Consider the following 25,605-nt stretch of genomic DNA (forward strand, 5'->3'; position numbering starts at 1 on the left):
GAGATTAACCTCCGCGGCCGAAATCGAAGGCCTGCGCCCCGACAATGCGCTTGCGCAGCCAGGCCGAAAACTGGTCGACGGCGACGATGGTGGTGAACAGCAACAGCACGATGGCCAGCGTCTTGGCCTCGTGGCCGCGGCTGATCGACAGCCTCAGCGCCTCGCCGATGCCGCCGCCGCCGACGGCACCGATGATGGTGGAGGCGCGCACATTGATCTCGAAGCGCAGCAGCCCGTAGCTCAGAAAGTTCGGCATGACCTGCGGCACGATCGAGAACCAGACGCGCTCGATCCAGTTGCCGCCGGCTGCGCGCAGCCCTTCCTCGGCCCGCATGTCGGCGTTCTCCACGACCTCGAAGAACATCTTGCCGAGCGCGCCGATCGTGTGGATCGTCACGGCCAGCATGGCCGGCACGGCGCCGAGCGAGAAGACGGCGAGGAAGAAGCCGGCAATGACGATTTCCGGAAAGGCGCGAAGCACCTCCATGAAGCGGCGGACGAAAAAACGCAGCCAGCGATTGACCGCCAGGTTCTTCGCCGCCAGGAAGCAGAGGCAGAAGCCGGCGCCGAATCCGATCAGGGTCGAGACCGCCGCGATGTTGAGCGTCTCGATCATCTTGTAGAAATATTCCGGCAGATAGAGCGTCTCCGTCAGATAGACGCGTCCCTCGGGATAATTGAACTTGAGGCTGCCGTCGTCATAGGGCGAGGGCAGGTCGAACAGCGCCCGCCAGACCTCCATGCCGTCGCGCGGGACGAGCATGGAAATGAAGTCGAAGAAATGCGGCAGCCGGTCCCAGAACTTGCCGGCATTGGTGGCATTGGCAAACCAGAGCGAGCCGCCCATGGCGACGGTGAACAGGACCAAGCCGAGGATTGTGTGGAGGCGCCTGCGTCCGGCCAGTTCGCGCCAATGGCGTTCGACGGTCCGGCCGGCTTCCGACAATGCCGGGAAATGGGTGGTTGTGGTCATGGAAATGGACTTTTGCGCCCGCATTGGTGAAATCATTGTCGACGCCACCCCCGGCCGGTCGATCCCCCTTGCGCGGCAGTGGGCCTCTCCCCGATCCGGTCTGGACGGGCGGGAAGAGGACCTGGTCAGGATTGTGCCGAAGCGTTTGCGCTTACGAGCCGATCTTCGACTTGCGCGCGTCGATGATCGGCTTGTAGAAGGCCGGCGTGACCTCGGTGTAGCTCTTGTAGTCGCCGCCCTGGATGGCCGAGAAGCATTCCGGATCGCTCTCCGGCAGTGTCATCATGAAATCCTTGAACTTGGCCTTCATGTCGGTATCCATCGAGGTGCGCACGACAACCGGGCCGTTCGGGATAAGCGGCGACTTCCACAGCTCGACAAGGTTGTCCATGTCGAGGATGCCCTTGTCGACCATCTTTCTGAGATTGCCCGAGGTGTAGCCGTCGGAGAAGTCGCCGACGCCCGAGGCCCAGGTCGTGCCGGCGTCGAACGTGCCCTTGACGACCTCGAGCACCAGGTTTTCATGGCCGCCGCCGAAGCCCGTCTCGGAGAAGAAGTCCTTGATGTCGGCGCCGACATCGCCCGGCAGGGTGACGGAGGGGACGAGGAAGCCTGAGGTGGAATCGGGGTCGGCGAAGCCGAGCTTCTTGCCCTTCATGTCCTCCAGCTTGCTCATGCCGGAATCCTTGCGGGCGACCATGACAGAATGATAGCCGGTGGACCCGTCAGTCTGGACCGTCGTCAGGATCGGCTCGACGGCGTCCGGGTTCTCCAGATAGACCTTGGCATAGGCCGAAGCGCCGAGCTCGGCATAATCGAGCGTGCCGCCGAGAAGCCCCTGCACCACGCCGTCATAGTCGGCCGCCGGGAACAGCGACACCTTCTCGACGCCGAGAACCTCCGGCAAGGTGTCGACCATGCATTGAAAGTTGCGCAGACGGTCGGCTTCGTTCTCGCCGCCGAGGATGCCGATGCGGAACTCCTTCAAGTCTTCCGCCTGCGCGGAACCGACCATGAGCGCGCCGAAGGCGACGGCGCCGAGAAGTGCTTTCCTGAACATGGATATGTCTCCCGTATGGACCGGCACTGGACCGGCAATTTCCATTTGTTTCGCAATGGCCTCTTACGCGGGCAAGACGATCACGCCTCTCAGGGGCCAGCGAATGCAGGCTCCAGGGAGGCGGCTGATGCTTTGACCTTCGGACGCTTGGCCGAGATGGCTGTCGAGGTGATGTCCTCGGAAATCTCCGAATCATCCCCTTCGGCGCCGTAGATCATGCGCACGGCTTGCGCCGTCAGGTTCTCGGGCGGACCGTCGAAGACGATCCTGCCGGCAGCCATGCCTATGACGCGGCTGCAGTAGCTGCGCGCCGTATCCAGCGTGTGAAGGTTGGTGATGACGGTGATGCCGTCGCGCCGATTGATGTCGGCCAGCGAATCCATGACGATCTTGGCATTCAGCGGATCGAGCGAGGCGATCGGCTCGTCGGCCAGGATGACCCGCGGCTGCTGCATCAGCGCCCGGGCGATGGCCACGCGTTGCTGCTGGCCGCCCGAAAGCGTGCCGGCGCCCTGCAGCGCGGCCTGCGCGATGCCGAGCCTTTCCAGCGCGGCGATCGCCATGGCGCGCTCCTCGCGCGAAAAAATGCCGAGCAGATTGAGCGCCGTCGAGCGATAGTTAAGGCGCCCCAGAAGGACGTTGGTCAGCACGTCGAGGCGCGGCACCAGGTTGAACTGCTGAAAGATCATCGCGCAGTCGCGCTGCCATGCGCGAAGGCCCGCGCCCTTGAGCGCCGACACCTCGGTGTCGCAGTAGCGGATCGCCCCGCCGCTCGGATCGATCAGCCGGTTGATCATGCGCAGCAATGTCGACTTGCCGGCGCCGGAGCGCCCGATGACGCCGACCATCTGGCCGTTGGGGATTTCGAAATCGACATTGTCGACGGCAACGTTGCTACCGAAACGGCGCGTCACCTTGCGGATTTCCAGCATTGCGGCTTCCCTGTCTGGCCCTTGCTTTCGGCCGTTCTTGACGACTTCGCTAACGAAGCCGGATGAAGCTGCAATGTCAGGATGATGTCAGTTCTGTAACGGTCCACAATGGGCCGGCGGCGGCGCGAAAATCACGCTCCGGCAGCGGAGCAGGCGATCAGCCGCTCGGCGGGATCATGCGCACGAAGCGCCGCTCGAACCAGCGGCGAAGCATCTTCTTTTCGTAGCCGTAGGGACGGTCGGCATAGACGGATCGCGCGCCCCACAAATAGGTCATGTCGGTGACCCGTTCCTCGGCCTCGATGACCGGCCTGCCGTTCTGCCTGAGTGTGTAGCGCAATGTGAAGGAAGGCGGGGTGATGTCGCGCATGATGCGCACATCCCTCCATTCGCCGCGCCAGGGTTCATGATCGCCGGCAAGGTCGATGTTGAGGATCTCGACACGCAGGGCCTGCCCCTTTTTCAGGTAGCGTTCGCCGAGATACTGCAAATAGCCGTCGACCGCCTTCAGCGATCGCGCTCCGCCGGCCGCGCCGTAATCGTCGTCGATGTCGCGATAGCGCTCGGGATGAACGAAAACGACCTCGACGGCGCCCGCGGCCTGGCTTGGGTTTGGCGTCACCGTCAGCAGGGCCAGGGCGCCGGCGGCTGCGAGCAAGCGAAACATGACGACCTCCCGTTCCGGCCGCCCGATTCTATCCCCACGCCGGCAATCGGGAAAGCGCAGGCCGTATCAACTCGCGGTGAGAACCGCGCGAGGCGGCAACGGCGCGGTGTGTCAGGCCTCGTATTTCTCCAGGAACGCCTCGGCCTCCATTTGGCGAAAGTCCTCAAGCGCCGCGCGCAGGCGCTGGTGATCCCAGTCCCACCAGGCCAGCGCCTGGAAGCGCTCGGCGAGCGGACGGGAAAAGCGCTCGCGGATCGGCCGGGCCGGAACGCCGGCGACGATCGTGTAGGGCGCGACGTCGCGCGTCACCACGGCGCCCGAGCCGACCACGGCGCCATCACCGATGGTGACACCCGGCAAGACGGTCGAGCCGTGGCCGAGCCAGGTGTCGTGACCGATCGAGACCTTGTTTGCCCGCCGCCAGTCGAAGAACTCGTCCTCGTGCTCGGCATCCGGCCAGTAATCCGACGCGCGGTAGGTGAAGTGGTGAAGCGTGGGCCGCCATGTCGGGTGGTTGGTGGCGTTGATGCGCACGGCGGCGGCGATATTGGCGAACTTGCCGATGACGGCGCACCAGGCGCCGCAGTCCTGCATCAGATAGGAATAGTCGCCGAGCACGGAATCATGGAAACGCGTGCGCGCGGCGACCTCGGTGAAGCGGCCGAGCGTCGAACCATCGACCTCGGCCGTCGGGTCGACGAGCGGCTCTTCGGTCAACCTTGTCATGCCGCGGCCCTTTCCGGCGCGAACCGTGTCACGTCGATCATCCGGTCGGCGACGACGTCGCGCACATCCTGGTCGTGGAAGATGCCGAGCAGCGCCACGCCCGCGGCCTTCTTCTGCGCGATCATGTCGACGACGACCGCGCGGTTCTTCGCGTCCAGCGACGCCGTCGGCTCGTCGAGCAGCAGGACGGGGTGCCCGGTGATGAAGCCGCGGGCGATGTTGACGCGCTGCTGCTCGCCGCCGGAGAAGGTGGCCGGCGGCAGGCTCCACAGCCGTTCCGGCAGGTTGAGCCGCGACAGGAGGGTGCGCGCCTTGTCGCGCGCGTCGTCGCGATTGCGGCCAAGCGCGACGAGCGGCTCGGCCACCACATCGAGGGCGGACACGCGCGGCACGGTGCGCAGGAACTGGCTGACATAGCCGATCGTGTCGCGCCTTATGGCGAGGATGGTGCGCGGGCTGGCGCCCGCCATGTCGATCAGCTCGCCCTTGTGATCGACGATGATCTGGCCGGTGTCGACGGCGTAGTTGCCGTAGAGCATCTTCAGGACCGAGCTTTTGCCTGCGCCGGAGGGGCCGCCGAGGACCGCGCATTCGCCGGCCTTCAGGGCAAACGACACGTCCTTAACGACCGGCAGTGCAATGCCGCCCTGCAAATGCATGGTGAAGCTCTTGGCGACATCGGAGACGACGAGCGGGGTGGGCATTAGTGGTGTCCTTCCGCGCAATGCGCAACAGGGCCGGTCCTCGTTCTCCAATTGGTGCGCCCTGTGTTGCCCCCCTCTGTCCTGCCGGACATCTCCCCCGCAAGGGGGGAGATCAGACGGCCGCTTGCCTGCCGAATCGTCAGCGACGCCGGCGATTGGCGAAGGCTGAACTGACATCCAATCTCCCCCCTTGCGGGGGAGATGGCCGGCAGGCCAGAGGGGGGTGCGAACGGGTGTGGTGCTGCTGCGAAGGAAACCATCATCACACCTGCAGGATCGAGGAAACGAGAAGCTGGGTGTAGGGCGCGTGCGGGTCGTCGAGCACCCGGTCGGTGAGACCCGCTTCCACCACGTGCCCCTCCTTCATGACCATGATGCGGTGCGACAGGAGCCGGGCCACGGCGAGGTCGTGGGTCACCACGATGGCCGCCAGGCCGAGATCGGTCACCAGGCCGCGCAACAGGTCGAGGAGACGCGCCTGCACGGAAACGTCGAGACCTCCGGTCGGCTCGTCCATGAAGACGAGCCGCGGCGCGGTGACGAGGTTGCGGGCGATCTGCAGGCGCTGGCGCATGCCGCCGGAAAAGGCGCGCGGCTCGTCGTCGACCCGGTCCTCGGCGATCTCGACGCGGCCCAGCCAGTCGGTCGCGGTCTCGCGGATACGCCCGTAATGCCGGTCGCCCACCGCCATCAACCGCTCGCCGACATTGGCGCCGGCCGAGACCGTCATCCTGAGACCGTCGGCGGGGTTCTGGTGCACGAAACCCCAATCGGTGCGCATGAGAAAGCGCCGCTCGGCCTCGCTCATGCGGTAGAGGTCGCGCCAATCGCCGTCGCGCATGCGGTAGGAGACGGTGCCCGATGTCGGCATGAGGCGGGTCGACAGGCAGTTGAGCAGCGTCGTCTTGCCCGAGCCCGATTCGCCGACGACGGCCAACACCTCGCCCGGCCACAATTCGAAGGAGACGTCCTGGCAGCCGACACGGGCGCCGTAGGATTTCGACAGCGACGAAACGCGCAGGAGGGGGATGTCGTCTTCGGTAATGCTCACAGCAATGTCTCCAAGAATCGCGCTCTACGTTGCCCCCCTCTGTCCTGCCGGACATCTCCCCCACAAGGGGGGAGATCGGGCGTTTCTATGCAACGGCATGTTCTGCAGGGTCGGCGATTGGCGAAGGCGGAACTGGCATCCAATCTCCCCCCTTGTGGGGGAGATGGCCGGCAGGCCAGAGGGGTGTATGACATGTTCGGACGTCGCATCATCCGATTTCTCCTTCAACTGGCGCGCCCATCTCTCCGCCATGTCCCGCCTCGCGCCGGCGCTCGCAGAAATCGGTGTCGGAGCAGACGAACATGCGCCCGCCGCGATCGTCGAGCACCACCTCGTCGAGATAGACGTTTTCGGCACCACACAGCGCGCAGGGCTTGTCGAATGCCTGAACCTCGAAAGGATGGTCCTCGAAGTCCAGGCTGATCACGTCCGTATAGGGAGGGACGGCATAGATGCGCTTTTCACGCCCGGCGCCGAAGAGCTGCAGGGCCGGCGACATGTGCATTTTCGGATTGTCGAATTTCGGCGTCGGCGAGGGGTCCATGACATAGCGCCCCTTGACCTTGACCGGATAGGCATAGGTGGTGGCGATGTGTCCGTTCGTGGCGATGTCCTCGTAGAGCTTGACATGCATGAGGCCGTATTCCTCGAGCGCGTGCATCAGCCTGGTCTCGGTCTCGCGCGGCTCGAGGAAACGCAGCGGTTCGGGGATCGGCACCTGGTAGACCAGCGTCTGGCCCTCGGCCAGCGGATGTTCGGGAATACGGTGTCGCGTCTGGATGATCGTCGCCTTGGGCGTTTGGGTGGTGACCGCCACATTGGCGACCTTCTGGAAGAAGGCGCGGATGGAGACGGCGTTGGTCGTATCGTCGGCCCCCTGGTCGATGACCTTCAAGACGTCGTCCGGCCCGATGATCGAGGCCGTCACCTGGACGCCGCCCGTGCCCCAGCCGTAGGGCATGGGCATTTCGCGCGAGGCGAAGGGCACCTGGTAGCCGGGAATGGCGATGGCCTTCAGGATCGCGCGGCGGATCATCCGCTTGGTCTGCTCGTCCAGATAGGCGAAATTGTAGGTGGCGATGCTTTCGACAGGCGCATTCATTCGGCCGCCTCCAATCCTGTCTTTGCTGCTACATTCATCTTGAATTGCGATACAGTGCTTCCAGCATATCGCATTTTGTGATATCTACTGGAGCAATGAAGAAGGTCATTCTGCTGCCGACCGCCGCCAAGGGTTTGCGCAAGCACCGCGCGGATGCGGCGCGCATTGTCGCCAAGATCAATGCTTATGCCGCCGATCCGGCGGCACAGGCGAACAATGTCAAGGCGCTGCGGGGATCGGACGAATTTCGCCTGCGCGTGGGCGACTATCGCGTCATCTTTGTCGACCGGGAGCAGGAGATCATTGTCAAACGGATCGGTCCACGCGGCTCGATTTATGATTGAGGAAGAACAGCGATGACTATGCGTTCTTATTTCACCACGCCCAGCGGCGATGAAATGGCTGTGCTGCCGCGCGCGGAGTTGGATGCGCTGCAAGAGGCTCTTGCCAGCACGCGCGACTTGACTGCCTATGAGGCCGGCCGACTGCCTGGCCTGTCGCCGGAAGAGGCGCTGGAGTATGCCAATGCCGCGTCTCCGCTCGCTTTCTGGCGCAAATACCGCGGCTTCACCCAGGCGGCGTTGGCAGAACAGGTGGGCATTGCGCAAAACTATCTTTCCGACATCGAAAACGGGAAGCGCGATGGTCCTGTCAGCCTCTGGCTGAAACTGGCGGCCGCGCTCGGCTTGCCGCTCGAGGTGCTGGTCGATGAGGAAGACTGAGGCGGGCGCATTCATTCGGCGGCCTCCCGGCTCTCTTCCGTTGTGTCCTGGCCCTGTTCGCGCTCGTCATATTCGCAGCGCATGCGGCGCACGAGGTCGAGCTCGGCCTGGAAGTCGACATAGTGCGGCAGCTTCAGATGCTCGACGAAGCCGGTCGCCTGGACATTGTCGGAATGTGCAATGACGAATTCCTCGTCCTGCGCCGGGGCGACAACGTCCTCGCCGAGTTCGCTCGCCCTCAGAGCCCGGTCGACGAGCGACATGGCCATCGCCTTTCGCTCCGATTGGCCGAAGACCAGCCCGTAGCCGCGGGTGAATTGCGGCGGCGCCTTCAGCGAACCCTTGAACTGGTTGACCATCTGGCATTCGGTGAGGCGCACGCGCCCGAGCGTGACCGGAAAGGGCAGTTCCGCCACGTCGAGCTCGACCTCGACCTCGCCGATCCTGATTTCGCCGACGAAGGGATGCGAGCGGGCATAGCCGCGCTGCGTCGAATAGGCGAGCGCCAGCAGAAACCCCTCGTCGCCGCGTGACAGCGCCTGCAGGCGCTGGTCGCGCTCCATGGGGTGTTCGTTCGGCGTGCGGGTGATGTCGCCGGGCTCGTGGCCGGGCGGCATCGTGCCGTCATCCTCGATCAGGCCTTCCTGCGCAAGAATCGACGAGACGCGCGGCATGGCCTGTTTCTCCTCCTCGCGCAGAGCAGGTTCTTCGACCGAGACATCCCCGGCGAGGGCGGGATCGAGCAGGCGGTGGGTGTAGTCGAAGGTCGGACCCAACACCTGGCCACCCGGCAGATCCTTGTAGGTGGCCGACACCCGGCGCTCGACCAGCATGGCGCCGGTGTCGACCGGCCTGGAATAGCCGAAGCGCGGCATCGTGGTGCGATAGGCACGCACGAGGAAGATCGCCTCGATCATATCGCCGCGCGCCTGGCGGATGGCGAGCGCGGCCAGTTCACGGTCGTAAAGCGAGCCTTCCGCCATGACGCGGTCGACGGCGAGCCCCAACTGCTCGACGATCTGCTCCAGGCCCAATGCCGGCACCGAGCGGTTGCCGCGGCGGCGATCAGCGAGCAGGCGGTGGGCATTCTTGATGGCGGTCTCGCCGCCCTTGACGGCTACATACATGGCTCAGCTCTCCAGGCGCGAAATGCGGGTGGTACGCGGCAGGCAGACGACCGCATCGTCACCGGCAAGCACCAGATCGACGCCGCGCGGAAAGCGGGCGTTGTTCTGCGTCCATTGGGCGAGGAAATGCCGCGGCATGGGCTTTGGCGCGATCGTGTGACGATCCTTGATGCCCGGCCCTTCAAGGGCCAGTTCCTCGCCGCCGGTCAGGCTTTCGACCTGCAGGATGAGCGTCGTCGAGCGGTCCGGATAGTCCTGGCTGCCCTGGGCGAAATTCTCCAATGCGATCAGCTCGCCGGGGCTGGAGACAAGGGCGAAATGCGCGTCGGCCGGCGTGTGGGCGAGCGGCGCGCCACAATGAAAGGCGAGCCAAGCCTTGACGTCGCCGTCGGCCTGCATGCGCGGATCGAGCCAGAGCGGCGTATCTTGATCGCACAAGGTCAGCGCCACGCTGCCGGCCACGGCGGAAAGCAGGCCCGGCGGCGCGGTAAGCGGCGCCACCGGCTGCACCGTTCCTGGACGCGCCATGGCGTCCATCTGGGCGCGGAAGGCCGCCTGCCCGGCCAGCACGGCATCGTCGAAACCGCCCTCGACGGCGTTGGCTGCTGTCTCCATCAGTCCTCTCCCCGCACCATGGTGAAGAAATCGACCCGCGTGGCGGCCGTCTCGGCCTCGTGCTTGGCATCGGCTTCGTCGAGCGCCGCGGCAAGCGGCGCGACGATGCGCGCTTCCACCGCATCGCGGCGTTCTGTGCATTGCCAGAGCGCGTCGACGATTGCCGCGATGTGTACCTTTTCAGCGTCGCGTCCGAGCGCATAGGCGTGACCGATCTCGCCGCTTTCCAGCCGCACGCTCGCCCGCGTCACCGTCGCCTCGCCGACATTGAACGCCGCGCCGCCGCCACCCATGCGTCCGCGCAGCGTCACGAGCCCCGTTTCCGGCCCGCGCAGCGGCCGCGCCTCGACTTCAAACCCCGCCTCGCTCCACAGCCGGTGCACATGCTCCGCCGGCGCCCTGGCGAGCACCGCCATGGCCTGCTTGCGGCGTGCGTGGAGTTCCATTTCACGTGCCCGTTCGGACTTCATTGGGGTTTCCCTGATCGCGGCATCTGCTGTCGGCGTGATGGTTGTTATAATTTGTCTATTGATATAGACAACTACACAACATATACCCTTTCCTACCGGGTGTCCATGACGGGAGCATGACAGGGATGAAGAAGATGGCCGACGGTGGCGCCAGTACGCTTGAGCGTCGAAGCGGCGTGGCCATATGGCGCCAGATCGCCGACGATATCCGCCACGGCATCGCCCGCGGCACATTCGACGAAGGCGGCCGCCTGCCGCCCGAAACGGCGCTGGCGGAGCGCTTCGGGGTCAACCGGCACACGGTCAGGAGTGCCATTGCGGCGCTGGTGCACGAAGGCGTGCTGCGCAGCGAGCAGGGCCGCGGCACGTTCATCGAGCGGCGCAAGCGCCTGTCCTACCCGATCGGCGCGCGCACGCGCTTTTCGGATGGTCTGCGCGACCAGACGAGCGCGCGCCGGGGCCATCTGCTCGATCATGCGGTGGAAGGCGCGAACCCCCGTGTGGCCGCAGCGCTGGGCCTTGCCGAAGGGGCGGCCGTCATCCGCATGGAAACGATGAGCGAGGCCGACGGGCGGCCCGTATCGCGGGCGACGAGCTGGTTCGACGCGGCGCGCTTTCCGGGTTTCGCCGAAGCCTATGCCGAGACCGGTTCGATAACCCTGGCCTTCAAGCGCTTCGGCGTCGGGGATTACTTTCGAAAATCGACCCTGGTCTCTGCCCGCCACGCCGACAATGCCGATCTCGACGACCTGCACCTCGCCCCCGGCGCGATCGTGCTCGTCGCCGTGGCGCTCAATGTCGACGACGCCGGAACGCCGGTGCAGTTTGCCGAAACGCGCTTTGCCGCCGACCGGGTGGAGCTGTCGGTGGCCACGGAAGCAAGAAACGAGCGCTGAAGTCGCAGCGCGACGCGCGTCCATGGTTCACACCGAAGTGACCCTGCCGTGACGGGCATTTAATTGACCGCGCATGTAGCCGCGTGCTCAATCCATCGCACTTCGGCATTGTTCGACAAGGGAGATTGCGCGTGATCCGAACGATTGTGGCCGCCCTCGCGCTTGGCGCACTGGTGAATGCGACGAGCGCAGGTGAACCGGATCCCCGGGACTGGGACGCCGTGCTGGCGGACGCCCGGGGCGAGACGGTCTATTTCAACGCCTGGGGCGGCTCGCAGAACATCAATGCCTATATCGAATGGGCCGGCGCCGAGATCGAGCGCCGCTTCGGGATCGAGCTCGTCCAGGTGAAGCTCGACGACACCGCCAATGCGGTGGCCAAGGTCGTGGCGGAAAAGGCCGCCGGCAAGGACGAGGGCGGCTCGGTCGATCTCATCTGGATCAATGGCGAGAACTTCGCCGCCATGAAGCGGCAGGACCTCCTGATGACGCCCGGCTGGGCGGAAGACCTGCCGAACTGGCAGTATGTCGACGTCGAGAACAAGCCGACGGTCAGGACCGACTTCACCGTGCCCGTCGAAGGACTGGAAAGCCCCTGGGGCATGGCCAAGCTCGTCTTCTTCTACGACGAGGCACGGACCGATCCGGCGGACCTGCCGAGCGATGCGCAATCGCTGCTTGAATGGGCCAGGGCCAATCCGGGCCGATTCTCCTATCCGCAGCCGCCCGATTTCATCGGCTCGTCCTTCCTCAAGCAGGTGCTGGTCGAACTGGTCGAGGACCGCTCGGTGCTCCAGGAGCCGGTCGACGAGGCGACATTCGATGCGGTGACCGCCCCGCTCTTTGCCTATCTCGACGAGTTGCACCCCGCGATGTGGCGCAGTGGCCGCGCCTATCCGCAGAACTATCCGGCGATGAAGCAGATGCTGGCCGACAACGAGGTCGACATCATCTTCGCCTTCAATCCGGCCGAGGCGTCGAGCGCGATCGAAAACGGCGAGCTGCCCGACACGGTGCGCTCCTTCACCTTTCCCGCCGGAACCCTGGCCAACACGCATTTCCTCGCCATTCCCTACAACGCCGCCTCCAAGGCGGGCGCCCTGGTCACGGCCAACTTCCTGCTCTCGCCCGAGGCCCAGGCGCGCAAGCAGGATCCGAAGGTCTGGGGCGACCCGACGGTGCTGGCGCCGGGCAAGCTCGAGCCGGCCGACCGCCGGCGTTTTACGGCGCTCGACCTCGGCGTGGCGACCCTGGCGCCGGACGAACTCGGCCCGGCGCTCGACGAGCCGCATCCAAGCTGGATGGAAAGGCTGGAAGGCGAATGGAAGAGGCGCTACGGCGTGGGCAATTGAGTGGGATGACGGACAAACGGGCAGGCATTTGCCCTAGATTGCCCCCCTCTGCCCTGCCGTCCCGAGGCGGGCGCGAGGGAACGCCACGCACGTCGATTTCTCGCATCCTCGCATGCTAGCCCGCCTCGGCCCGCCGCTGGCGATTGTCCTGCTTGCCGGGCCGATCCTGTTCGGCTTCTTCGGCACGCTTCTGCCGGCGCTCGGCTATCTGCCGGCGCTGGGAGGAACGGAAATCAGCCTTGCCCCGGCGCGCATGCTGGCCAATGAGCCCGGCATCATGCGTTCCACCATGACCAGCCTTGCCGCCGGCCTCGCCTCGGCCGCCATCTCGCTTGCCGTCGTGGCGCTTTTCATCGCCGGCTGGTCGGGCACGCGCAGCTTCGCGCGCATCCAGCACCTCGTCTCGCCGCTTCTGTCGGTTCCCCACGCGGCTGCCGCCTTCGGCCTTGCATTCATGATCGCGCCGTCGGGGCTCCTGGCGCGGCTCGTCTCGCCCGGGCTGACCGGCTGGACGCGTCCGCCCGACCTGCTGATCGTGCACGACCCGATGGGGCTGACCATGATCGCCGGTCTGGTGGTGAAGGAGATTCCGTTCCTGTTTCTCATGACCCTGGCCGCCCTTGCGCAACTGCGCGTCGCGCCCACCCGCGCCATCGCCGCCTCGCTCGGCTATGGGCGCATCGCCGGCTTCATATTCTGCCTGTGGCCGCCGCTCTACCGCCAGATCCGGCTCGCCGTCTTCGCGGTCATCGCCTTCGCCTCCTCGGTCGTCGACGTCGCCACCATCCTGGGCCCGCTGACCCCGCCCACGCTCGCCGTGCGGCTGGTCGAATGGATGAACGACCCCGAATTGTCGATGCGTTTCCTCGCCTCGGCCGGCGCGATGCTGCAGGTTGCCGTGACCGGTATTGCGATCCTCATATGGATCGTGCTCGAACGGCTCGGTGCCGCCTGGCGCAACCGTTTCGCCAGAGCCGGGCACCGCTTTCGCCGCGACGCGCCTGCGCGGATGCTCGGTCTCGGCCTGATGAGCCTGGCGGCGGGTATCGTGATCGCCGGTCTGGGTGCCCTTGCCGCCTGGTCGGTCGCCGGGTTGTGGCCGTTTCCCGACGTCATGCCGCGCAGCGTCTCGCTCAAGAGCTGGGCCTTCACCCTGCCGCGCATCGTCGCGCCGCTCGCCACGACGCTCATCGTCGGGCTGATTGCCACGCTGATCGCGCTTTTTCTCACCATCCTGTGCCTCATCCGCGAGGACGAGACAGGCCGAAGGGGCGGGCGCGGCGCCGTCTGGCTTCTTTATCTGCCGCTCATCGTGCCGCAGGTGGCCTTCCTCTTCGGCCTGCAGCTTCTGTTTCTCGGCGGCGGCGCGAAGGCCAACCTGCCGGCGCTCATCTTGGCCCATCTGATCTTCGTCATGCCCTATGTCTTTCTGTCATTGTCCGATGCCTGGCGCGCCTTCGACCGGCGCTTCGATGCCGTCGCCTCGGGCCTCGGCAAGACGCGCTGGCGGGCCTTGCTGCGGGTGCGCCTGCCGATGCTGACGCGCGCCATCGTGACGGCGGGCGCGGTCGGCTTCGCCGTTTCGGTCGGACAATATCTGCCGACCGTGCTGATCGGCGCCGGTCGGCTCACCACCGTCACCACCGAGGCCGTGGCGCTCGCGTCCGGCGGCAACCGCCGTGTCATCGGCGTCTATGCCTTTCTGCAGATGGTCCTGCCGATGGCCGGCTTTCTCGTTGCCACGGCGATACCGGCGCTGGTATTCCGCCGGTTCCGCGCCATGCGGATATGAATTGGCGGCAGGAATGAGCGGCAAGGGTCTGATACTCGACAAGGTCTCGATCACGCTCGACGGGCGGGTGCTCGTCGCGGTGACGCATCACGTCGCGCCCGGCGAGGTGCTGACGCTGATGGGACCGTCGGGATCCGGCAAGTCGACGCTGCTCGCCTATATTGGCGGCTTCCTCGACCCGGCCTTCAAGGGCACGGGCCGTGTCATCGCCGACGGCGTGGAACTGACGGGCCTGAAGCCCGAGGAGCGCCATGCCGGCATCCTGTTTCAGGACGCGCTTCTTTTCCCGCACATGACGGTGGCCGGCAATCTTCTCTTCGCCATGCCGCCGCAGGTGGGGCCGCGCGCCATGCGGGCCGCAATGGCCGAGGCAGCCCTCGAAGAGGTCGGGATGGCGGGGTTGGGCGGCCGCGATCCCGACACGCTGTCGGGCGGTCAGAAGGCGCGCGTGGCGCTCGCCCGCGTGCTCTTGTCCGCGCCGCGCACGCTTCTCCTCGACGAGCCCTTTTCCAAGCTCGATGCCGGCCTGCGCCAGCAGATGCGCGTGCTGGTCTTTTCCAGCGCCCGGAAGAAGGGCCTGCCGACGATCCTGGTGACCCATGACGAGGCCGACGCCGTGGCCGCCGGCGGACCGATCATCCGCATCGGCGAGGACCAATGAGGGACCTTCCGCACCTTCCCGTTACTGAGGCCCTGCCCGACCTGTGCGCGGCCCTGTCGCGTGGCACGAATGCGGTCCTCGTCGCCCCGCCGGGCGCCGGCAAGACGACGCTTGCGCCTCTGGCGCTGTTGCAGCAGGACTGGCGCGGCGACGGCACGATCCTGCTTCTGGAGCCCCGGCGCCTGGCGGCGCGCGCCGCCGCCCGGCGCATGGCCTCGCTCATCGGCGAGGAGGTCGGCGCGACGGTCGGCTACGCCATGCGCATGGAAGGCCGAACCTCCGCCAGGACGCGCATCCTCGTCGTCACCGAAGGCGTATTGTCGCGCATGATCCTCGACGATCCCGAACTGCCGAGGATCGCCGCCGTGATATTCGACGAGTTCCACGAGCGTTCGCTCGACGGCGATTTCGGCCTCGCTCTGGCGCTCGACGTGCAGGCCGCGCTCAGGCCCGATCTGAGGCTCCTCGTCATGTCGGCGACGCTCGACGGCGCACGCGTCGCATCGCTCCTCGACGGCGCGCCGGTGATCGAGAGCGCCGGGCGCAGCTTCCCCGTTATGCCCCGCCATCAACCGCGCGGGCCCGACCAGCGGGTGGAAGACGCCGTCGCCAATGCGATCCGCACGGCGCTGCGCGAGGAAGAAGGCAGCATTCTCGCCTTCCTGCCCGGCCAGCGCGAGATCGAGCGCACGGCCGAGCGGCTCGACGGCAAGGTCCCGTCCGACACCGACATCATGCCGCTTTACGGCGCGATGGACGGCAAGGCGCAGGACGCGGCGATCCGACCGCCGGAGGCGGGACGGCGCAAGGTGGTGCTCGCCACCGCGATCGCGGAAACGTCGATCACCATCGACGGGGTGCGCGTCGTCGTCGATTCCGGCCTTGCGCGGCTGCCGAAATTCGAGCCCGGCACGGGGCTGACCCGGCTGGAAACGGTGCGCGCCTCGCATGCGTCGGTCGAGCAGCGCGCCGGACGCGCCGGGCGAACCGAACCCGGAATCGCGATCCGGCTGTGGCGCGCCGAGCAGACGGCGGCGCTGCCCGCCTTCACGCCGGCGGAAATTCTCGAGGCCGACCTTTCCGGCCTGGTGCTCGACTGCGCCGCCTTCGGCGTCACCGACCCGGCGATCCTCGGCTTTCTCGATCCGCCGCCGGCGGCAGCACTTGCCGCCGCGCGCACTTTGCTTGCCGATCTGCACGCGATCGATGCCGCCGGCCGGTTGACGCCGGAAGGCGCGGCGATGCGGCGGCTCGCCCTTCCCGCCCGGCTGGCGCATATGGTGGCCAAGGCCGCCGCGACAGGCGAAGAGATGGCCGCGGCCGAACTCGCCGTGCTCCTGACCGAGCGCGGGCTCGGCGGATCGGACAGCGATCTCGATCACAGGCTTTCGCGCTTTCGCACCGAACGCGGCTCGCGGGCGCACGCCGCGCGGCAGATGGCAGGGCGCCTGGCGAAAACGGCTGCAGCCACCCTCCCTTCGACAAGCTCAGGAGAGGGGAGGGTCGGACCAAAGGTCCGGGGTGAGGGCAACAAGGGCACCGCTTCCACGCCGCGAACCGACACGTCCTTCAGGGCAGAGGGTGAAGCGGGTCGCCTGCTTCTTCATGCCTGGCCCGACCGTGTCGCCAGGGCACGCGGCGAGCACGGCCGCTATGTGCTCGCCAATGGCCGCGGCGGGGTGCTTGATCCGGCCGATCCGCTGGCCAGGGAAAAATACCTGGTCGTGGCCGACCTGCAGGGAAAGGCGCAGAACGCGCGCATTGCCGCCGCCGCGGCGGTGGACGAAAGCGACATTCTCGAGTGGCTGGCCGATCGGATCGAGCGGCGCACCGAGACATCGTTCGACGCCGAACGCAAGGCCGTGCGCAGCCGCGAGGTCACGCGCCTCGGCGCCATCCATCTGGCCGAACGGCTGCTGCCGCCGCCGCAGGGCCGCGCCGCCGATACGGCGATCCTGGAGGCCGTGCGCGCCGAAGGGCCGGCAATCCTGCCCTGGGGCAAGGTGGCCACGACGCTCAGGCATCGGCTCAAATGGCTGCATGCCGGGCTGGGCGAACCCTGGCCGGACATGTCGGACGCCGCCTTGACGACCCGTCTGGAGGAATGGCTGCTGCCCTTCCTGAAAGGAAAGTCCCAGCTTGCAGAAATCTCCGACGCGGCTCTGGCCGATGGGTTGATGACGCTCGTCCCCTACGCGCTCCAGCACCGCATCGAGCAATTGGCGCCGACGCATTTCGAGGCCCCGTCCGGCAGCCGCGTGCCGATCGATTATGCGGGTGAACGGCCGGTGCTCGCCATTCGCGTTCAGGAGCTTTACGGGCTCGACCGCCACCCGGCGATCGCCGAAGGGCGCGTGCCGCTTCTCCTGGAGCTCCTGTCGCCGGCGCACCGGCCGATCCAGACGACGGCCGACCTGCCCGGTTTCTGGCGCGGATCCTGGGCCGATGTGCGTTCCGACATGCGTGGGCGCTATCCCAAGCATTACTGGCCCGAAAACCCGCTTCAAGCGCAGGCGACGGCGCGCGCCAAGCCGCGCGGCACGTGAGCGGATGCGAATCCGCTTGGCGCAGCGCCCCGCATTGCGCATATACGGGGCATGACAAGCGACATCCGCAGCGCCGGTCGGCTGCCGAGCCGGCATCTGCGCCTCAACACGCTGATCCGCCTGAGATGGCTCGCCATCGTCGGCCAGAGCGCCGCCGTGCTGGTCGTCGCCTACTGGCTCGAATTCCCGATGCCGGTCAGCCTGTGCTTCGCGCTCATCGCCTGCTCGGCCTGGCTCAACCTGCTTCTGGCCTTCCGCTATCCGCCGACCCACCGGCTGCAGCCGGCAGCGGCCTTCGGCGTGCTGTTCTTCGATTCGCTGCAGCTTGCCGGCCTGCTCTATTTCACCGGCGGGCTGACCAACCCCTTCGCATTGCTGATGACCGTGCCGGTCGTCGTCTCCGCCAGTTCGCTGCCATTGCATCTGACCGCGATCCTGGGCCTGGTGACAGCGGCGGCGGCAACCGGTCTCGCCTTCTTCCACCTGCCGCTGCCCTGGTTCGAGGGCGACGTCCTGACCATGCCGTTCCTCTATATCGCCGGCATGTGGATGGCGGTGATTTCGACGACAGCATTCACCGCCATCTATGCCTGGCGGGTGGCCGAGGAGGCGCGCCAACTGGCCGACGCGCTGACGGCGACCGAACTGGTTCTGCAGCGCGAACAGCACCTTTCGGCGCTGGACGGGCTGGCGGCAGCCGCGGCCCATGAGCTCGGCACGCCGCTGGCGACGATCGCACTGGTCGCCAAGGAACTGGAAAGGGCGCTCGGCGCCGACCCGAATTTCGGTGAAGACATGGCGCTGCTGCGCTCGCAGAGCGAGCGCTGCCGCGAGATCCTGAAGCGGCTGACCAGCCTCTCCTCGCAGGGCGAGGAGCATATGGCGCGCATGCCGCTGACCTCGCTGATCGAGGACGTGATCGCGCCGCATCGCGATTTCGGCATCACGATCAAGCTCGACCCGGCCGAATCGAGCGGCCCCGAACCCATTGGCCGGCGCAATCCGGGCGTCATCTACGGGCTCGGCAACCTGGTGGAAAACGCGGTCGACTTCGCCCGCTCGACCGTCGTCGTACGCTGGCAGTGGACCGAGGACGAGGTGACGATCGGCGTCGTCGACGACGGGCCGGGGTTTCCCGCCGAGATCATCGACCACATCGGCGAGCCCTACATGACGACGCGCTCGGCGGCTCAGGCCGGCGGCGGCGGGCTCGGCCTGGGATTGTTCATCGCCAAGACGCTGCTGGAGCGCTCCGGCGCAAAGGTCGAGTTTCAAAATGCGCCGCAGCCCGGCAAGGGCGCGGCGGTGGAAGTCACCTGGGCGCGCCAGGCCTTCCTGGAAGCCCCGGCGGCACTGGAGGCGGCGCATTGACGCTGACGCGAAACATTGACGCCGCGTCAATTGGAAAGATGCGGAGAATGACATAAATATGGCCTGACATGTACGTTCGAATGGCAGGATGATGACAGAAACAAACGAAGATCTCCTCGGTGAAGACCGCAGCCTCCTGATTGTCGACGACGACCGGCCGTTCCTGACCCGGTTGGCGCGCGCCATGGAAACGCGCGGTTTTGCCGTGGATACGGCCGAAAGCGTCGAGGAGGCCATCGGCAAGGCAAGGGCCGCCGCGCCCGCCTATGCGGTCGTGGACATGCGGCTCGGCGACGGCAACGGGCTCGATGTGGTCTCGGCGATCCGCGAAACGCGCGCCGACACGCGCACGGTCATCCTGACGGGATACGGCAATATCGCCACCGCGGTCACGGCGGTGAAGCTCGGCGCGGTCGACTATCTGTCGAAACCGGCCGATGCCGACGACGTCTTCGCCGCGCTGACACGCCTGGGGGGCGACAGGGTCGCGCCGCCGGAAAATCCGATGTCGGCCGACCGCGTGCGCTGGGAACACATCCAGCGCGTCTACGAGATGTGCGACCGCAATGTCTCGGAAACGGCGCGCCGGCTCAACATGCACCGCCGCACGCTGCAGCGCATTCTGGCCAAGCGCGCGCCGCGCTGATCCGGATCTGCCGGCGGTAACTCCTACTCACTCTCTCCGTCGAGGACCGGCACCGCCACGCCGGCCAGTTCGGCCGCCAGGAGGCGGGCCGCTCCGGCGCGCGCGAAGCGCAGCATCATCGCCTTGCGCGTGGCGGCCGCAAGCTTGTGCTCGGGCGCCTCGCGCATGATTTCGGCGCCATAGCCGTCCGACAGGATGAAGCCGCATTCGCGCGGAAAGATCGCTTCGGGCACATCGGGATGGGTGGCGAAGAAGAAGCGGTCGCAATGCAGCCGGTAGTCCGGCCATTTGTGGTCGGAGCGGAAATCCTCGACCGACGACTTGATCTCGATGATCCAGATCTCGCCGCTGTGCGCCAGCGCGACCAGATCGGCGCGGCGGCCGGTCGCCAGCGACAATTCCGGCAGCACATGCGCATTCATCTGCTGAAGCAGGCGCTGGACCCCGCGGCGCACCATCAGGGCGCGTTCCGACTGGCGGCCGTCGATCAGCGGGTTATCGGGCAGGGGCGAGACGATCGGCATGGCTCAACCATGCCATCGCGGCGCGGCCGCGAAAAGTGCCAGGCCCTGCCCTGCTGCCATATCGGATCGGCCGGCGCCGCAATCAAAGGCCGATGCGAGTGCTGTTGCGCAATTGCAATATATCTTTTTTGATTGCATGAAAGGTCGCCGCCTTTTCGAATAGACACTTGGCAAATGCGCCCGAATACCTATTAAGCATCTTGACTTTTATATGGCCCGAATCGGGCAGGATCGATCGGGCGGGGACCCTTGCACACACACAGCATGAACTTGAAGCCATTCGTCATTGCGGCCACCCTGGCACTGTCGGCGGTACTCGCCGGATGCACCAGCGGAAGCACGCTGCGCACGTTCTCGACCGATTACGGCGTCACGCGCGATGCCGGATATCAATTGCCGTCGGTGCCGATCCACAAGGTGCCGCGCAAGTATCACCGCCAGATCGTGCGCTACGAGACGGCCGAGAAGCCCGGCACGATCATCGTCGATACGAAGGACAAGTTCCTCTATTTGGTGCAGCCGGACGGCAAGGCTGTGCGCTACGGTATCGGCATCGGCCGTGAAGGTTTCGAGTGGAAAGGCACGGCGCGCGTGGCGATGAAGCGCGAATGGCCGACCTGGACCCCGCCTTCCGCGATGATCGGCCGTCAGCCGGAACTCGCCAAGTGGCGCGGCGGCATGCCGCCCGGCCTGACCAACCCGCTCGGCGCGCGGGCGCTCTATCTCTTCAACCGCAACGGCGACACCGGCTACCGGCTGCACGGAACGCCCGAATGGAACTCGATCGGCAAGGCCATGTCGTCCGGCTGCATCCGGCTGATGAACCAGGACATTATCGACCTCTACAATCGCGCCGAAGTCGGCGCCAAGGTCATCGTGACGTAATTCAGCGGCGAACCGTCCAGGCAACAGGACTTTCGCTACAAAAAAACCGGGCTCGACAGCCCGGTTTTTTTATGCCGCAGCGGCGGAAAATGTCAGCCGATCTGCTCGACATGCTGCACCTCGGGCACGAAATGCCTGAGCAGGTTCTGGATGCCGTGCTTGAGGGTCGCGGTGGATGACGGGCAGCCGGCGCAGGCGCCCTTCATGTTGAGAAAGACGGTGCCGTTCTCGTAGCCGCGGAAGGTGATGTCGCCGCCATCCTGGGCAACCGCCGGGCGCACGCGCGTGTCCAGCAATTCCTTGATGGTGATGACGATCTCCTCGTCCTCCTTGTCGTAGAACTCGCCGTCGGCGTCGGCCGTGGCGCTCGAATTTTCGTCCTGCGGCGCCAGGACCGGAGCGCCCGACATGAAATGCTCCATGATGGTGCCGAGAATGGCCGGTTTGAGATGCTGCCAGTCGGGTTCGCCCGTCTTGGTCACGGTGACGAAGTCGTAACCGAAGAAGACACCCGTCACGCCGGGCACCTCGAACAGTCGCGCCGCCAGCGGCGAAGCTTCGCTGGCCGCCTCGGCATTGCGGAAATCGGCCGTGCCGGAATTGAGCACCACGACGCCCGGCAGGAACTTCAATGTCGCTGGATTGGGGGTCGCTTCGGTCTGGATGAACATGGCGGGTTTGCTCCTGCCTCATTTGTTTGGAACAGTTCTAAATAGTCACTTCGCGTCGCACAATCAAGGCAATCCGCTCCCGCGAACGGCCCATCGGGAGAAAACGGTTTCAGGCCAGCGCCTCGATCTCCTCGTCGGTAAGGCTGTGCGGCACGACGGTGACCGGAATGGAAAAGCCCTGCCCCTTGCCGGCAACCGCCGAGACGAGCGGCCCCGGCCCTTCCTTGCCCTGGCCGGCAGCAAGCACAAGGATGGCAATGTCCTGATCGTCGTCGATCAGGGCGTGGATTTCCTCGGCCGGCGATCCCTCGCGCACCACCAGTTCCGGCTCGATGCCGACCTTGTCGCGGATCTTCGCCGCCATCGTGTCGAGGGCGGCCGACGCGGTGGCATTGGCTTCCTCGCGCATGATCTTCTCGACGCCGAACCATTGCTGGAAATCGGTCGGCTCGATGATGAAGAGCAGCACGATGCCGCCATTGGTGCTCTGGGCGCGCTCGGCGGCGTAAGCCACGGCGCGCTCGCATTCGGGCGTGTCATCCACGACGGCGAGAAATTTCCGCCGGTGGCCGGCTTCCCGGCTCAGTCGTTTCGTGACCATTCAGTCATCCTGCTCCACCACGCTCGCCGCGCAATCTGCCATTGCCGCGGCTTGCGGGCAAGCTGGTGAATTGTCCAGGTTTCAATCGCCGACGAAGCCGATGATCTCGCGCACCGTCTTCATCGTCGCCTCGGCCCGCACGGCGGCACGCTCGCCGCCGTTGCGCAGGACGGCGTCGACATAGGCCGGATCGGCCATGATGCGGCGCATTTCGGAAGCAATCGGGGCCAGTTTCTCCACCGCCAGCTCGGCAAGTGCGGGCTTGAAGACGGAAAACTGCTGACCGCCGAACTCGGCGATCACGCTCTCGCGGCTCCTGTCGGACAAGCCCGCATAGATGCCGACGAGATTGTCCGCCTCCGGCCTCGCCTCCAGTCCCTCCAATTCGCTCGGCAAGGGCTCGGGATCGGTCTTGGCCTTCTTGATCTTCTTGGCGATCGTGTCCGCGTCGTCGGTCAGATTGATGCGCGAAAGATCGGACGGGTCCGATTTCGACATCTTCTTCATGCCGTCGCGCAGGCTCATGACGCGGGTCGCGGTTCCCTCGATCAGCGGCTCGGTGAGCGGAAAGAAGCCGTTGACCCGTTCGTCGCCGACCGTCATGTCGACGCCGGCGCCCAGTTGGCCGATGCGATCGGAAAAGTCGTTGTTGAACTTGGTGGCAATGTCGCGCGTCAGTTCCAGATGCTGCTTCTGGTCCTCGCCCACCGGCACATGAGTGGCGCGGTAGACCAGGATGTCGGCCGCCATCAGGCTCGGATAGGCGAGCAGACCGAGCGAGGCGTTCTCGCGGTCCTTGCCGGCCTTGTCCTTGAACTGCGTCATGCGGTTCATCCAGCCGATACGGGCGACGCAGTTGAAGATCCAGGCAAGCTCGGCGTGCTGCATGACGCGCGACTGGTTGAAGACGATGTGCTTTTCGGGATCGATGCCGGCGGCGAGGAAGGCGGCAGTGATGGCCCGCGTCTGGCCGGCCAGGTCGTCATGCACGAGTTGCGCCGTGATCGAGTGCAGGTCGACGACGCAATAGATGCAGTCGTGGCTGTCCTGCAGGGCGACGAAGCGGCGGATGGCGCCGAGATAATTGCCGAGATGCAGATTGCCGGTCGGCTGGACGCCGGAAAAGACGAGCGGCTGGAACGAGGGCATGCGATAAAACTCCGGGCCTAGTGTGGTGGTTTTGAAGTTCGCGACATTCCATATACCGGGCACCGAGGCGAACTACAAAACCAAAACCACACTAGAATCATATGGTTGCTAGTGTCCTTTCGATTCGGAAATTCGTCCGGCGCTGATATCGAGGTGAAACGAATTTCCGAACCGGGACACTAGTGGAGGGCCTCGTTGCGGGCGAGGAAGAAACGCGCCGTGCTTATGGCGGATGGTGCGGACCGGCGCAAGAGGCAGGATTGCGCCATATAACGTTATGCGTTATGAATTCGAATGATACGAGGCTTTGCCGACCGGGAAACCGAAAAGATCTGGAACGGGCGGAGCAGCAGGAAACTGCCCGGAAATCGCCTTGAGATGCTGAAAGGCGACCGGGCCGGGCAGTTCTCTATCAGGATCAACGGTCAATGGCGCATATGTTTCCGATGGAAGGAAGGAGCGGCCCATGACGTCGAAATCGTCGACTACCACTGACGAGGCGCTCCTGCACAATCCGCATGCGGGCGAGATTCTGCTGGAGGAGTTCCTTGCCCCCCTGGGTCTGAGCCAGAACGCTCTCGCCCGCGCAATCGAGGTGCCGCCAAGGCGGATCAATGAGATCGTTCATGGCAAGCGTGCGATCACCGCCGACACCGATCTGCGGCTTACACGCTATTTCGGCATGTCCGAAGGCTTCTTCCTCGGGCTCCAAATGGACTATGAGCTGATGGAAAGGAAGCGCGCCCTTGGCGATACGCTGGACAGGATCAAGCCCCGCGCCGCCTGACCAGCCCGGCCAATTGCCGCCGGTCGAGTGCGCCGGTCGTGATCACGATGGCGAAATAGGCTGCCGCGGCAACGCCGATGACCCCCGCCACGGCGGCGAGACGCGCCAGCAGCGACCCTTCAGCGAGGATAGCCGAAAAGGCGTCCTGCAGCCACCAGACGAGCACCCCCATCACCGCGCTCGCCAGGACGATGAGCGCCACGCGGCGCAAGGTGGCGGCGGACGGACGGAAAGCGTCACGCCGCCACAACGTGGCGGATAAAAGGGCGAAGTTGATCCAGGCCGAGGCGGAGGTTGCCGCGGCCAGCCCGACATGACCATAGAACGGGAAGAGCGCCAGGCTGCCGACGATGTTGACGACAACCGCGACGATGGAAAACCACATCGGCGTCTTCATGTCCTCGCGGGCGAAAAAGCCGGGCTGGAAGACCTTGATGAGCACATAGGCAGGCAGGCCGCTGGCGAAGGCGGCAAGGGCGGCGGCCGTCAGCGCGGTGGTTTCGGCGGAAAAGGCGCCGCGCTGATAAAGCAGCGCCACGATCGGCGCCGGCATGACCATCAGACCGACGGCCGCCGGCAGGGCAAGACCCAGCGCGAATTCGAGCGACCGGTTTTGCAGATGCTGGGCGTCGGCCTCGTCACCCGCCTTGAGCGAGCGGGCGAGCTCCGGCAATAAAACGACGCCGATGGCGATGCCGATGACGCCGAGCGGTAGCTGGTTGATGCGGTCGGCATAGTTCAAGAGCGCGATCGCGCCGTCCTGCGCCGAAGCGATGATCTGGCCGACGAGCAGGTTGATCTGAGTGACGCCGCCGGTCAGCAGGGCCGGCCCCATCAAGACGAGCAGACGTTTGACGGCCGGCGTCAGGCGCGGCCGGGCGGGCCGCATGGAAAAGCCCTCGCGCCGAACGCCCCAGACCAGGAAGGCCAGTTGCGCCACGCCAGAGACGAGCACGCCCCAGGCCATCCAGACGCCGGTCGTGCGCTGCTCCACCCCGGCCCCGAGTGCGGCCACGAGGACAAGGATCAGGATGATGTTGAGCAGCACCGGCACGGCGGCGGCGAGGAAATAGCGCCGCATGGAATTGAGGATCCCCGACAGCATGGCGACCAGCGACATGCAGAACAGGTAAGGAAACATGATCCGCGTCAGCAGTACGGTAAGATCGAATTTTTCCGGCGTGTCGGCGAATTTCGGCGCGATCACCGTGCCGACGAGAAACGGCATGACGATGAGAGCCAGCGCCGTCAGGACCAGCAGGCTCGTTACGAGAACGGACAGCACTTCCTCTGCGAACCGGCGCGCGCCGGCCATCCCGTCGCCTTCGAGCTCCTTGGCAAAAAGCGGGATGAAGGCGGTGTTGAACGCGCCTTCGGCAAACAGCCGGCGGAACAGGTTGGGAAAACGAAACGCGGCATAGAACGCATCGGCCACCGGCCCGGCGCCAAGTGCCGCACCGATCAGCGCCTCGCGGGCAAAGCCGAAGATGCGGCTCGCCATGGTTCCGCTCGCCACGCTGGCGAATTTCTTGACCAGGCTCATGCGGCGGGCTCCGGCGCCCGCGGCGCGGCGTT

28 protein-coding genes are annotated in these 25,605 nt (G+C 65.8%); 12 read left to right on the top strand and 16 right to left on the bottom strand.

Annotation, left to right across the window (positions count from 1 at the left end; genetic code table 11):
• Positions 1 to 4: 4 nt before the first annotated feature.
• From phnE to GM909_RS00165, 8 genes are all read right to left on the bottom strand, one after another.
• Entirely contained in the window at positions 5 to 973 is a 969-nt protein-coding gene (phnE, locus tag GM909_RS00130; protein ID WP_157014171.1) for a phosphonate ABC transporter, permease protein PhnE, read from the bottom strand.
• 151 nt (positions 974 to 1,124) lie between these two features.
• Positions 1,125 to 2,033 (bottom strand): phosphonate ABC transporter substrate-binding protein, encoded by a 909-nt coding sequence (gene phnD, locus GM909_RS00135; RefSeq protein ID WP_157014172.1) that lies wholly within the window; start codon positions 2,031 to 2,033, stop codon positions 1,125 to 1,127.
• 89 nt (positions 2,034 to 2,122) lie between these two features.
• Positions 2,123 to 2,965 carry a phosphonate ABC transporter ATP-binding protein gene (gene phnC / locus GM909_RS00140; RefSeq protein WP_157014173.1) on the bottom strand — a complete coding sequence of 281 codons (843 nt, stop codon included), beginning with the start codon at positions 2,963 to 2,965 and terminating at the stop codon, positions 2,123 to 2,125.
• A gap of 157 nt (positions 2,966 to 3,122) precedes the next feature.
• Positions 3,123 to 3,632: a DUF3016 domain-containing protein gene (locus GM909_RS00145; protein WP_157014174.1), complete on the bottom strand. Its 510-nt coding sequence runs from the start codon at positions 3,630 to 3,632 to the stop codon at positions 3,123 to 3,125.
• A 111-nt stretch (positions 3,633 to 3,743) separates the two neighbouring features.
• On the bottom strand, positions 3,744 to 4,358 hold the full coding sequence (locus GM909_RS00150; protein WP_157014175.1) for a DapH/DapD/GlmU-related protein: 615 nt from the start codon (positions 4,356 to 4,358) through the stop codon (positions 3,744 to 3,746).
• Positions 4,355 to 5,062: a phosphonate C-P lyase system protein PhnL gene (gene phnL, locus GM909_RS00155; protein ID WP_157014176.1), complete on the bottom strand. Its 708-nt coding sequence runs from the start codon at positions 5,060 to 5,062 to the stop codon at positions 4,355 to 4,357. The genes GM909_RS00150 and phnL overlap by 4 nt, the downstream gene beginning before the upstream one ends.
• A gap of 262 nt (positions 5,063 to 5,324) precedes the next feature.
• A complete protein-coding gene (gene phnK, locus GM909_RS00160) occupies positions 5,325 to 6,107 on the bottom strand; it encodes a phosphonate C-P lyase system protein PhnK (protein WP_198174084.1) in 783 nt (260 codons plus the stop codon).
• Positions 6,108 to 6,321: 214 nt separating this feature from the next.
• Positions 6,322 to 7,215, bottom strand: a complete 894-nt coding sequence (locus tag GM909_RS00165; protein ID WP_157014177.1) for an alpha-D-ribose 1-methylphosphonate 5-phosphate C-P-lyase PhnJ — start codon at positions 7,213 to 7,215, stop codon at positions 6,322 to 6,324.
• Positions 7,216 to 7,310: 95 nt separating this feature from the next.
• On the opposite strand from GM909_RS00165, the gene GM909_RS00170 reads away from it, so the two are divergent.
• Together GM909_RS00170 and GM909_RS00175 are read left to right on the top strand one after the other, a co-directional pair.
• Positions 7,311 to 7,559 (top strand): type II toxin-antitoxin system RelE family toxin, encoded by a 249-nt coding sequence (locus GM909_RS00170; RefSeq protein ID WP_157014178.1) that lies wholly within the window; start codon positions 7,311 to 7,313, stop codon positions 7,557 to 7,559.
• 54 nt (positions 7,560 to 7,613) lie between these two features.
• Positions 7,614 to 7,937 carry a helix-turn-helix transcriptional regulator gene (locus GM909_RS00175; RefSeq protein ID WP_198174062.1) on the top strand — a complete coding sequence of 108 codons (324 nt, stop codon included), beginning with the start codon at positions 7,614 to 7,616 and terminating at the stop codon, positions 7,935 to 7,937.
• A gap of 11 nt (positions 7,938 to 7,948) precedes the next feature.
• Here the strand turns inward: GM909_RS00175 and GM909_RS00180 are convergent, their stop codons facing one another.
• From GM909_RS00180 to phnG, 3 genes are read right to left on the bottom strand one after another with little or no spacing between them, the layout of a single operon-like run.
• Positions 7,949 to 9,064, bottom strand: coding sequence for a carbon-phosphorus lyase complex subunit PhnI (locus GM909_RS00180; RefSeq protein WP_157014180.1), 1,116 nt, complete (start codon positions 9,062 to 9,064; stop codon positions 7,949 to 7,951).
• A 3-nt stretch (positions 9,065 to 9,067) separates the two neighbouring features.
• Positions 9,068 to 9,679: a phosphonate C-P lyase system protein PhnH gene (gene phnH / locus GM909_RS00185; RefSeq protein ID WP_157014181.1), complete on the bottom strand. Its 612-nt coding sequence runs from the start codon at positions 9,677 to 9,679 to the stop codon at positions 9,068 to 9,070.
• A complete protein-coding gene (gene phnG, locus GM909_RS00190; protein ID WP_157014182.1) occupies positions 9,679 to 10,149 on the bottom strand; it encodes a phosphonate C-P lyase system protein PhnG in 471 nt (156 codons plus the stop codon). The genes phnH and phnG overlap by 1 nt, the downstream gene beginning before the upstream one ends.
• 116 nt (positions 10,150 to 10,265) lie before the next feature.
• Here phnG and phnF point away from each other — a divergent pair, with 116 nt between their 5' ends.
• The 7 genes from phnF (at position 10,266) to GM909_RS00225 (ending at position 19,413) form a co-directional block, all read left to right on the top strand.
• Positions 10,266 to 11,045, top strand: a complete 780-nt coding sequence (phnF, locus tag GM909_RS00195) for a phosphonate metabolism transcriptional regulator PhnF (RefSeq protein ID WP_157014183.1) — start codon at positions 10,266 to 10,268, stop codon at positions 11,043 to 11,045.
• Positions 11,046 to 11,170: 125 nt separating this feature from the next.
• A complete protein-coding gene (locus tag GM909_RS00200) occupies positions 11,171 to 12,397 on the top strand; it encodes an ABC transporter substrate-binding protein (RefSeq protein ID WP_407941223.1) in 1,227 nt (408 codons plus the stop codon).
• A gap of 112 nt (positions 12,398 to 12,509) precedes the next feature.
• On the top strand, positions 12,510 to 14,189 hold the full coding sequence (locus tag GM909_RS00205) for an ABC transporter permease (protein WP_157014185.1): 1,680 nt from the start codon (positions 12,510 to 12,512) through the stop codon (positions 14,187 to 14,189).
• Between the two features lie 13 nt (positions 14,190 to 14,202).
• Positions 14,203 to 14,850: an ATP-binding cassette domain-containing protein gene (locus GM909_RS00210; RefSeq protein ID WP_157014186.1), complete on the top strand. Its 648-nt coding sequence runs from the start codon at positions 14,203 to 14,205 to the stop codon at positions 14,848 to 14,850.
• Positions 14,847 to 17,396, top strand: a complete 2,550-nt coding sequence (gene hrpB / locus GM909_RS00215) for an ATP-dependent helicase HrpB (RefSeq protein WP_157014187.1) — start codon at positions 14,847 to 14,849, stop codon at positions 17,394 to 17,396. Before GM909_RS00210 ends, hrpB begins: the two co-directional genes overlap by 4 nt.
• 51 nt (positions 17,397 to 17,447) lie before the next feature.
• A complete protein-coding gene (locus tag GM909_RS00220; protein WP_157014188.1) occupies positions 17,448 to 18,767 on the top strand; it encodes an ActS/PrrB/RegB family redox-sensitive histidine kinase in 1,320 nt (439 codons plus the stop codon).
• 88 nt (positions 18,768 to 18,855) lie between these two features.
• Positions 18,856 to 19,413, top strand: a complete 558-nt coding sequence (locus GM909_RS00225; protein ID WP_157014189.1) for an ActR/PrrA/RegA family redox response regulator transcription factor — start codon at positions 18,856 to 18,858, stop codon at positions 19,411 to 19,413.
• Between the two features lie 23 nt (positions 19,414 to 19,436).
• Here the strand turns inward: GM909_RS00225 and GM909_RS00230 are convergent, their stop codons facing one another.
• Positions 19,437 to 19,937: an MmcB family DNA repair protein gene (locus GM909_RS00230; RefSeq protein WP_157014190.1), complete on the bottom strand. Its 501-nt coding sequence runs from the start codon at positions 19,935 to 19,937 to the stop codon at positions 19,437 to 19,439.
• A 264-nt stretch (positions 19,938 to 20,201) separates the two neighbouring features.
• On the opposite strand from GM909_RS00230, the gene GM909_RS00235 reads away from it, so the two are divergent.
• Positions 20,202 to 20,822 (top strand): L,D-transpeptidase, encoded by a 621-nt coding sequence (locus GM909_RS00235; RefSeq protein WP_157014191.1) that lies wholly within the window; start codon positions 20,202 to 20,204, stop codon positions 20,820 to 20,822.
• Between the two features lie 92 nt (positions 20,823 to 20,914).
• Here GM909_RS00235 and GM909_RS00240 read toward each other — a convergent pair whose 3' ends face one another.
• The 3 genes from GM909_RS00240 to trpS form a co-directional block, all read right to left on the bottom strand.
• Positions 20,915 to 21,493 carry a NifU family protein gene (locus GM909_RS00240; RefSeq protein ID WP_157014192.1) on the bottom strand — a complete coding sequence of 193 codons (579 nt, stop codon included), beginning with the start codon at positions 21,491 to 21,493 and terminating at the stop codon, positions 20,915 to 20,917.
• Positions 21,494 to 21,602: 109 nt separating this feature from the next.
• A complete protein-coding gene (locus tag GM909_RS00245; RefSeq protein ID WP_157014193.1) occupies positions 21,603 to 22,094 on the bottom strand; it encodes a universal stress protein in 492 nt (163 codons plus the stop codon).
• A gap of 81 nt (positions 22,095 to 22,175) precedes the next feature.
• Positions 22,176 to 23,243 carry a tryptophan--tRNA ligase gene (gene trpS / locus GM909_RS00250; protein WP_157014194.1) on the bottom strand — a complete coding sequence of 356 codons (1,068 nt, stop codon included), beginning with the start codon at positions 23,241 to 23,243 and terminating at the stop codon, positions 22,176 to 22,178.
• A 294-nt stretch (positions 23,244 to 23,537) separates the two neighbouring features.
• Between trpS and GM909_RS00255 the strand changes: the two genes are divergently transcribed.
• On the top strand, positions 23,538 to 23,738 hold the full coding sequence (locus GM909_RS00255) for a type II toxin-antitoxin system RelE/ParE family toxin (RefSeq protein ID WP_157014195.1): 201 nt from the start codon (positions 23,538 to 23,540) through the stop codon (positions 23,736 to 23,738).
• A complete protein-coding gene (locus tag GM909_RS00260) occupies positions 23,710 to 24,030 on the top strand; it encodes a HigA family addiction module antitoxin (protein WP_157014196.1) in 321 nt (106 codons plus the stop codon). Before GM909_RS00255 ends, GM909_RS00260 begins: the two co-directional genes overlap by 29 nt.
• Here GM909_RS00260 and murJ read toward each other — a convergent pair.
• A complete protein-coding gene (gene murJ / locus GM909_RS00265) occupies positions 24,011 to 25,573 on the bottom strand; it encodes a murein biosynthesis integral membrane protein MurJ (protein WP_157014197.1) in 1,563 nt (520 codons plus the stop codon). The two genes, GM909_RS00260 and murJ, sit on opposite strands and share 20 nt — an antisense overlap.
• Positions 25,574 to 25,605 lie beyond the last annotated feature (32 nt).

Origin of the sequence: Mesorhizobium xinjiangense, assembly GCF_009749525.1 — a bacterium.
Lineage (GTDB): Bacteria > Pseudomonadota > Alphaproteobacteria > Rhizobiales > Rhizobiaceae > Mangrovimarina > Mangrovimarina xinjiangensis.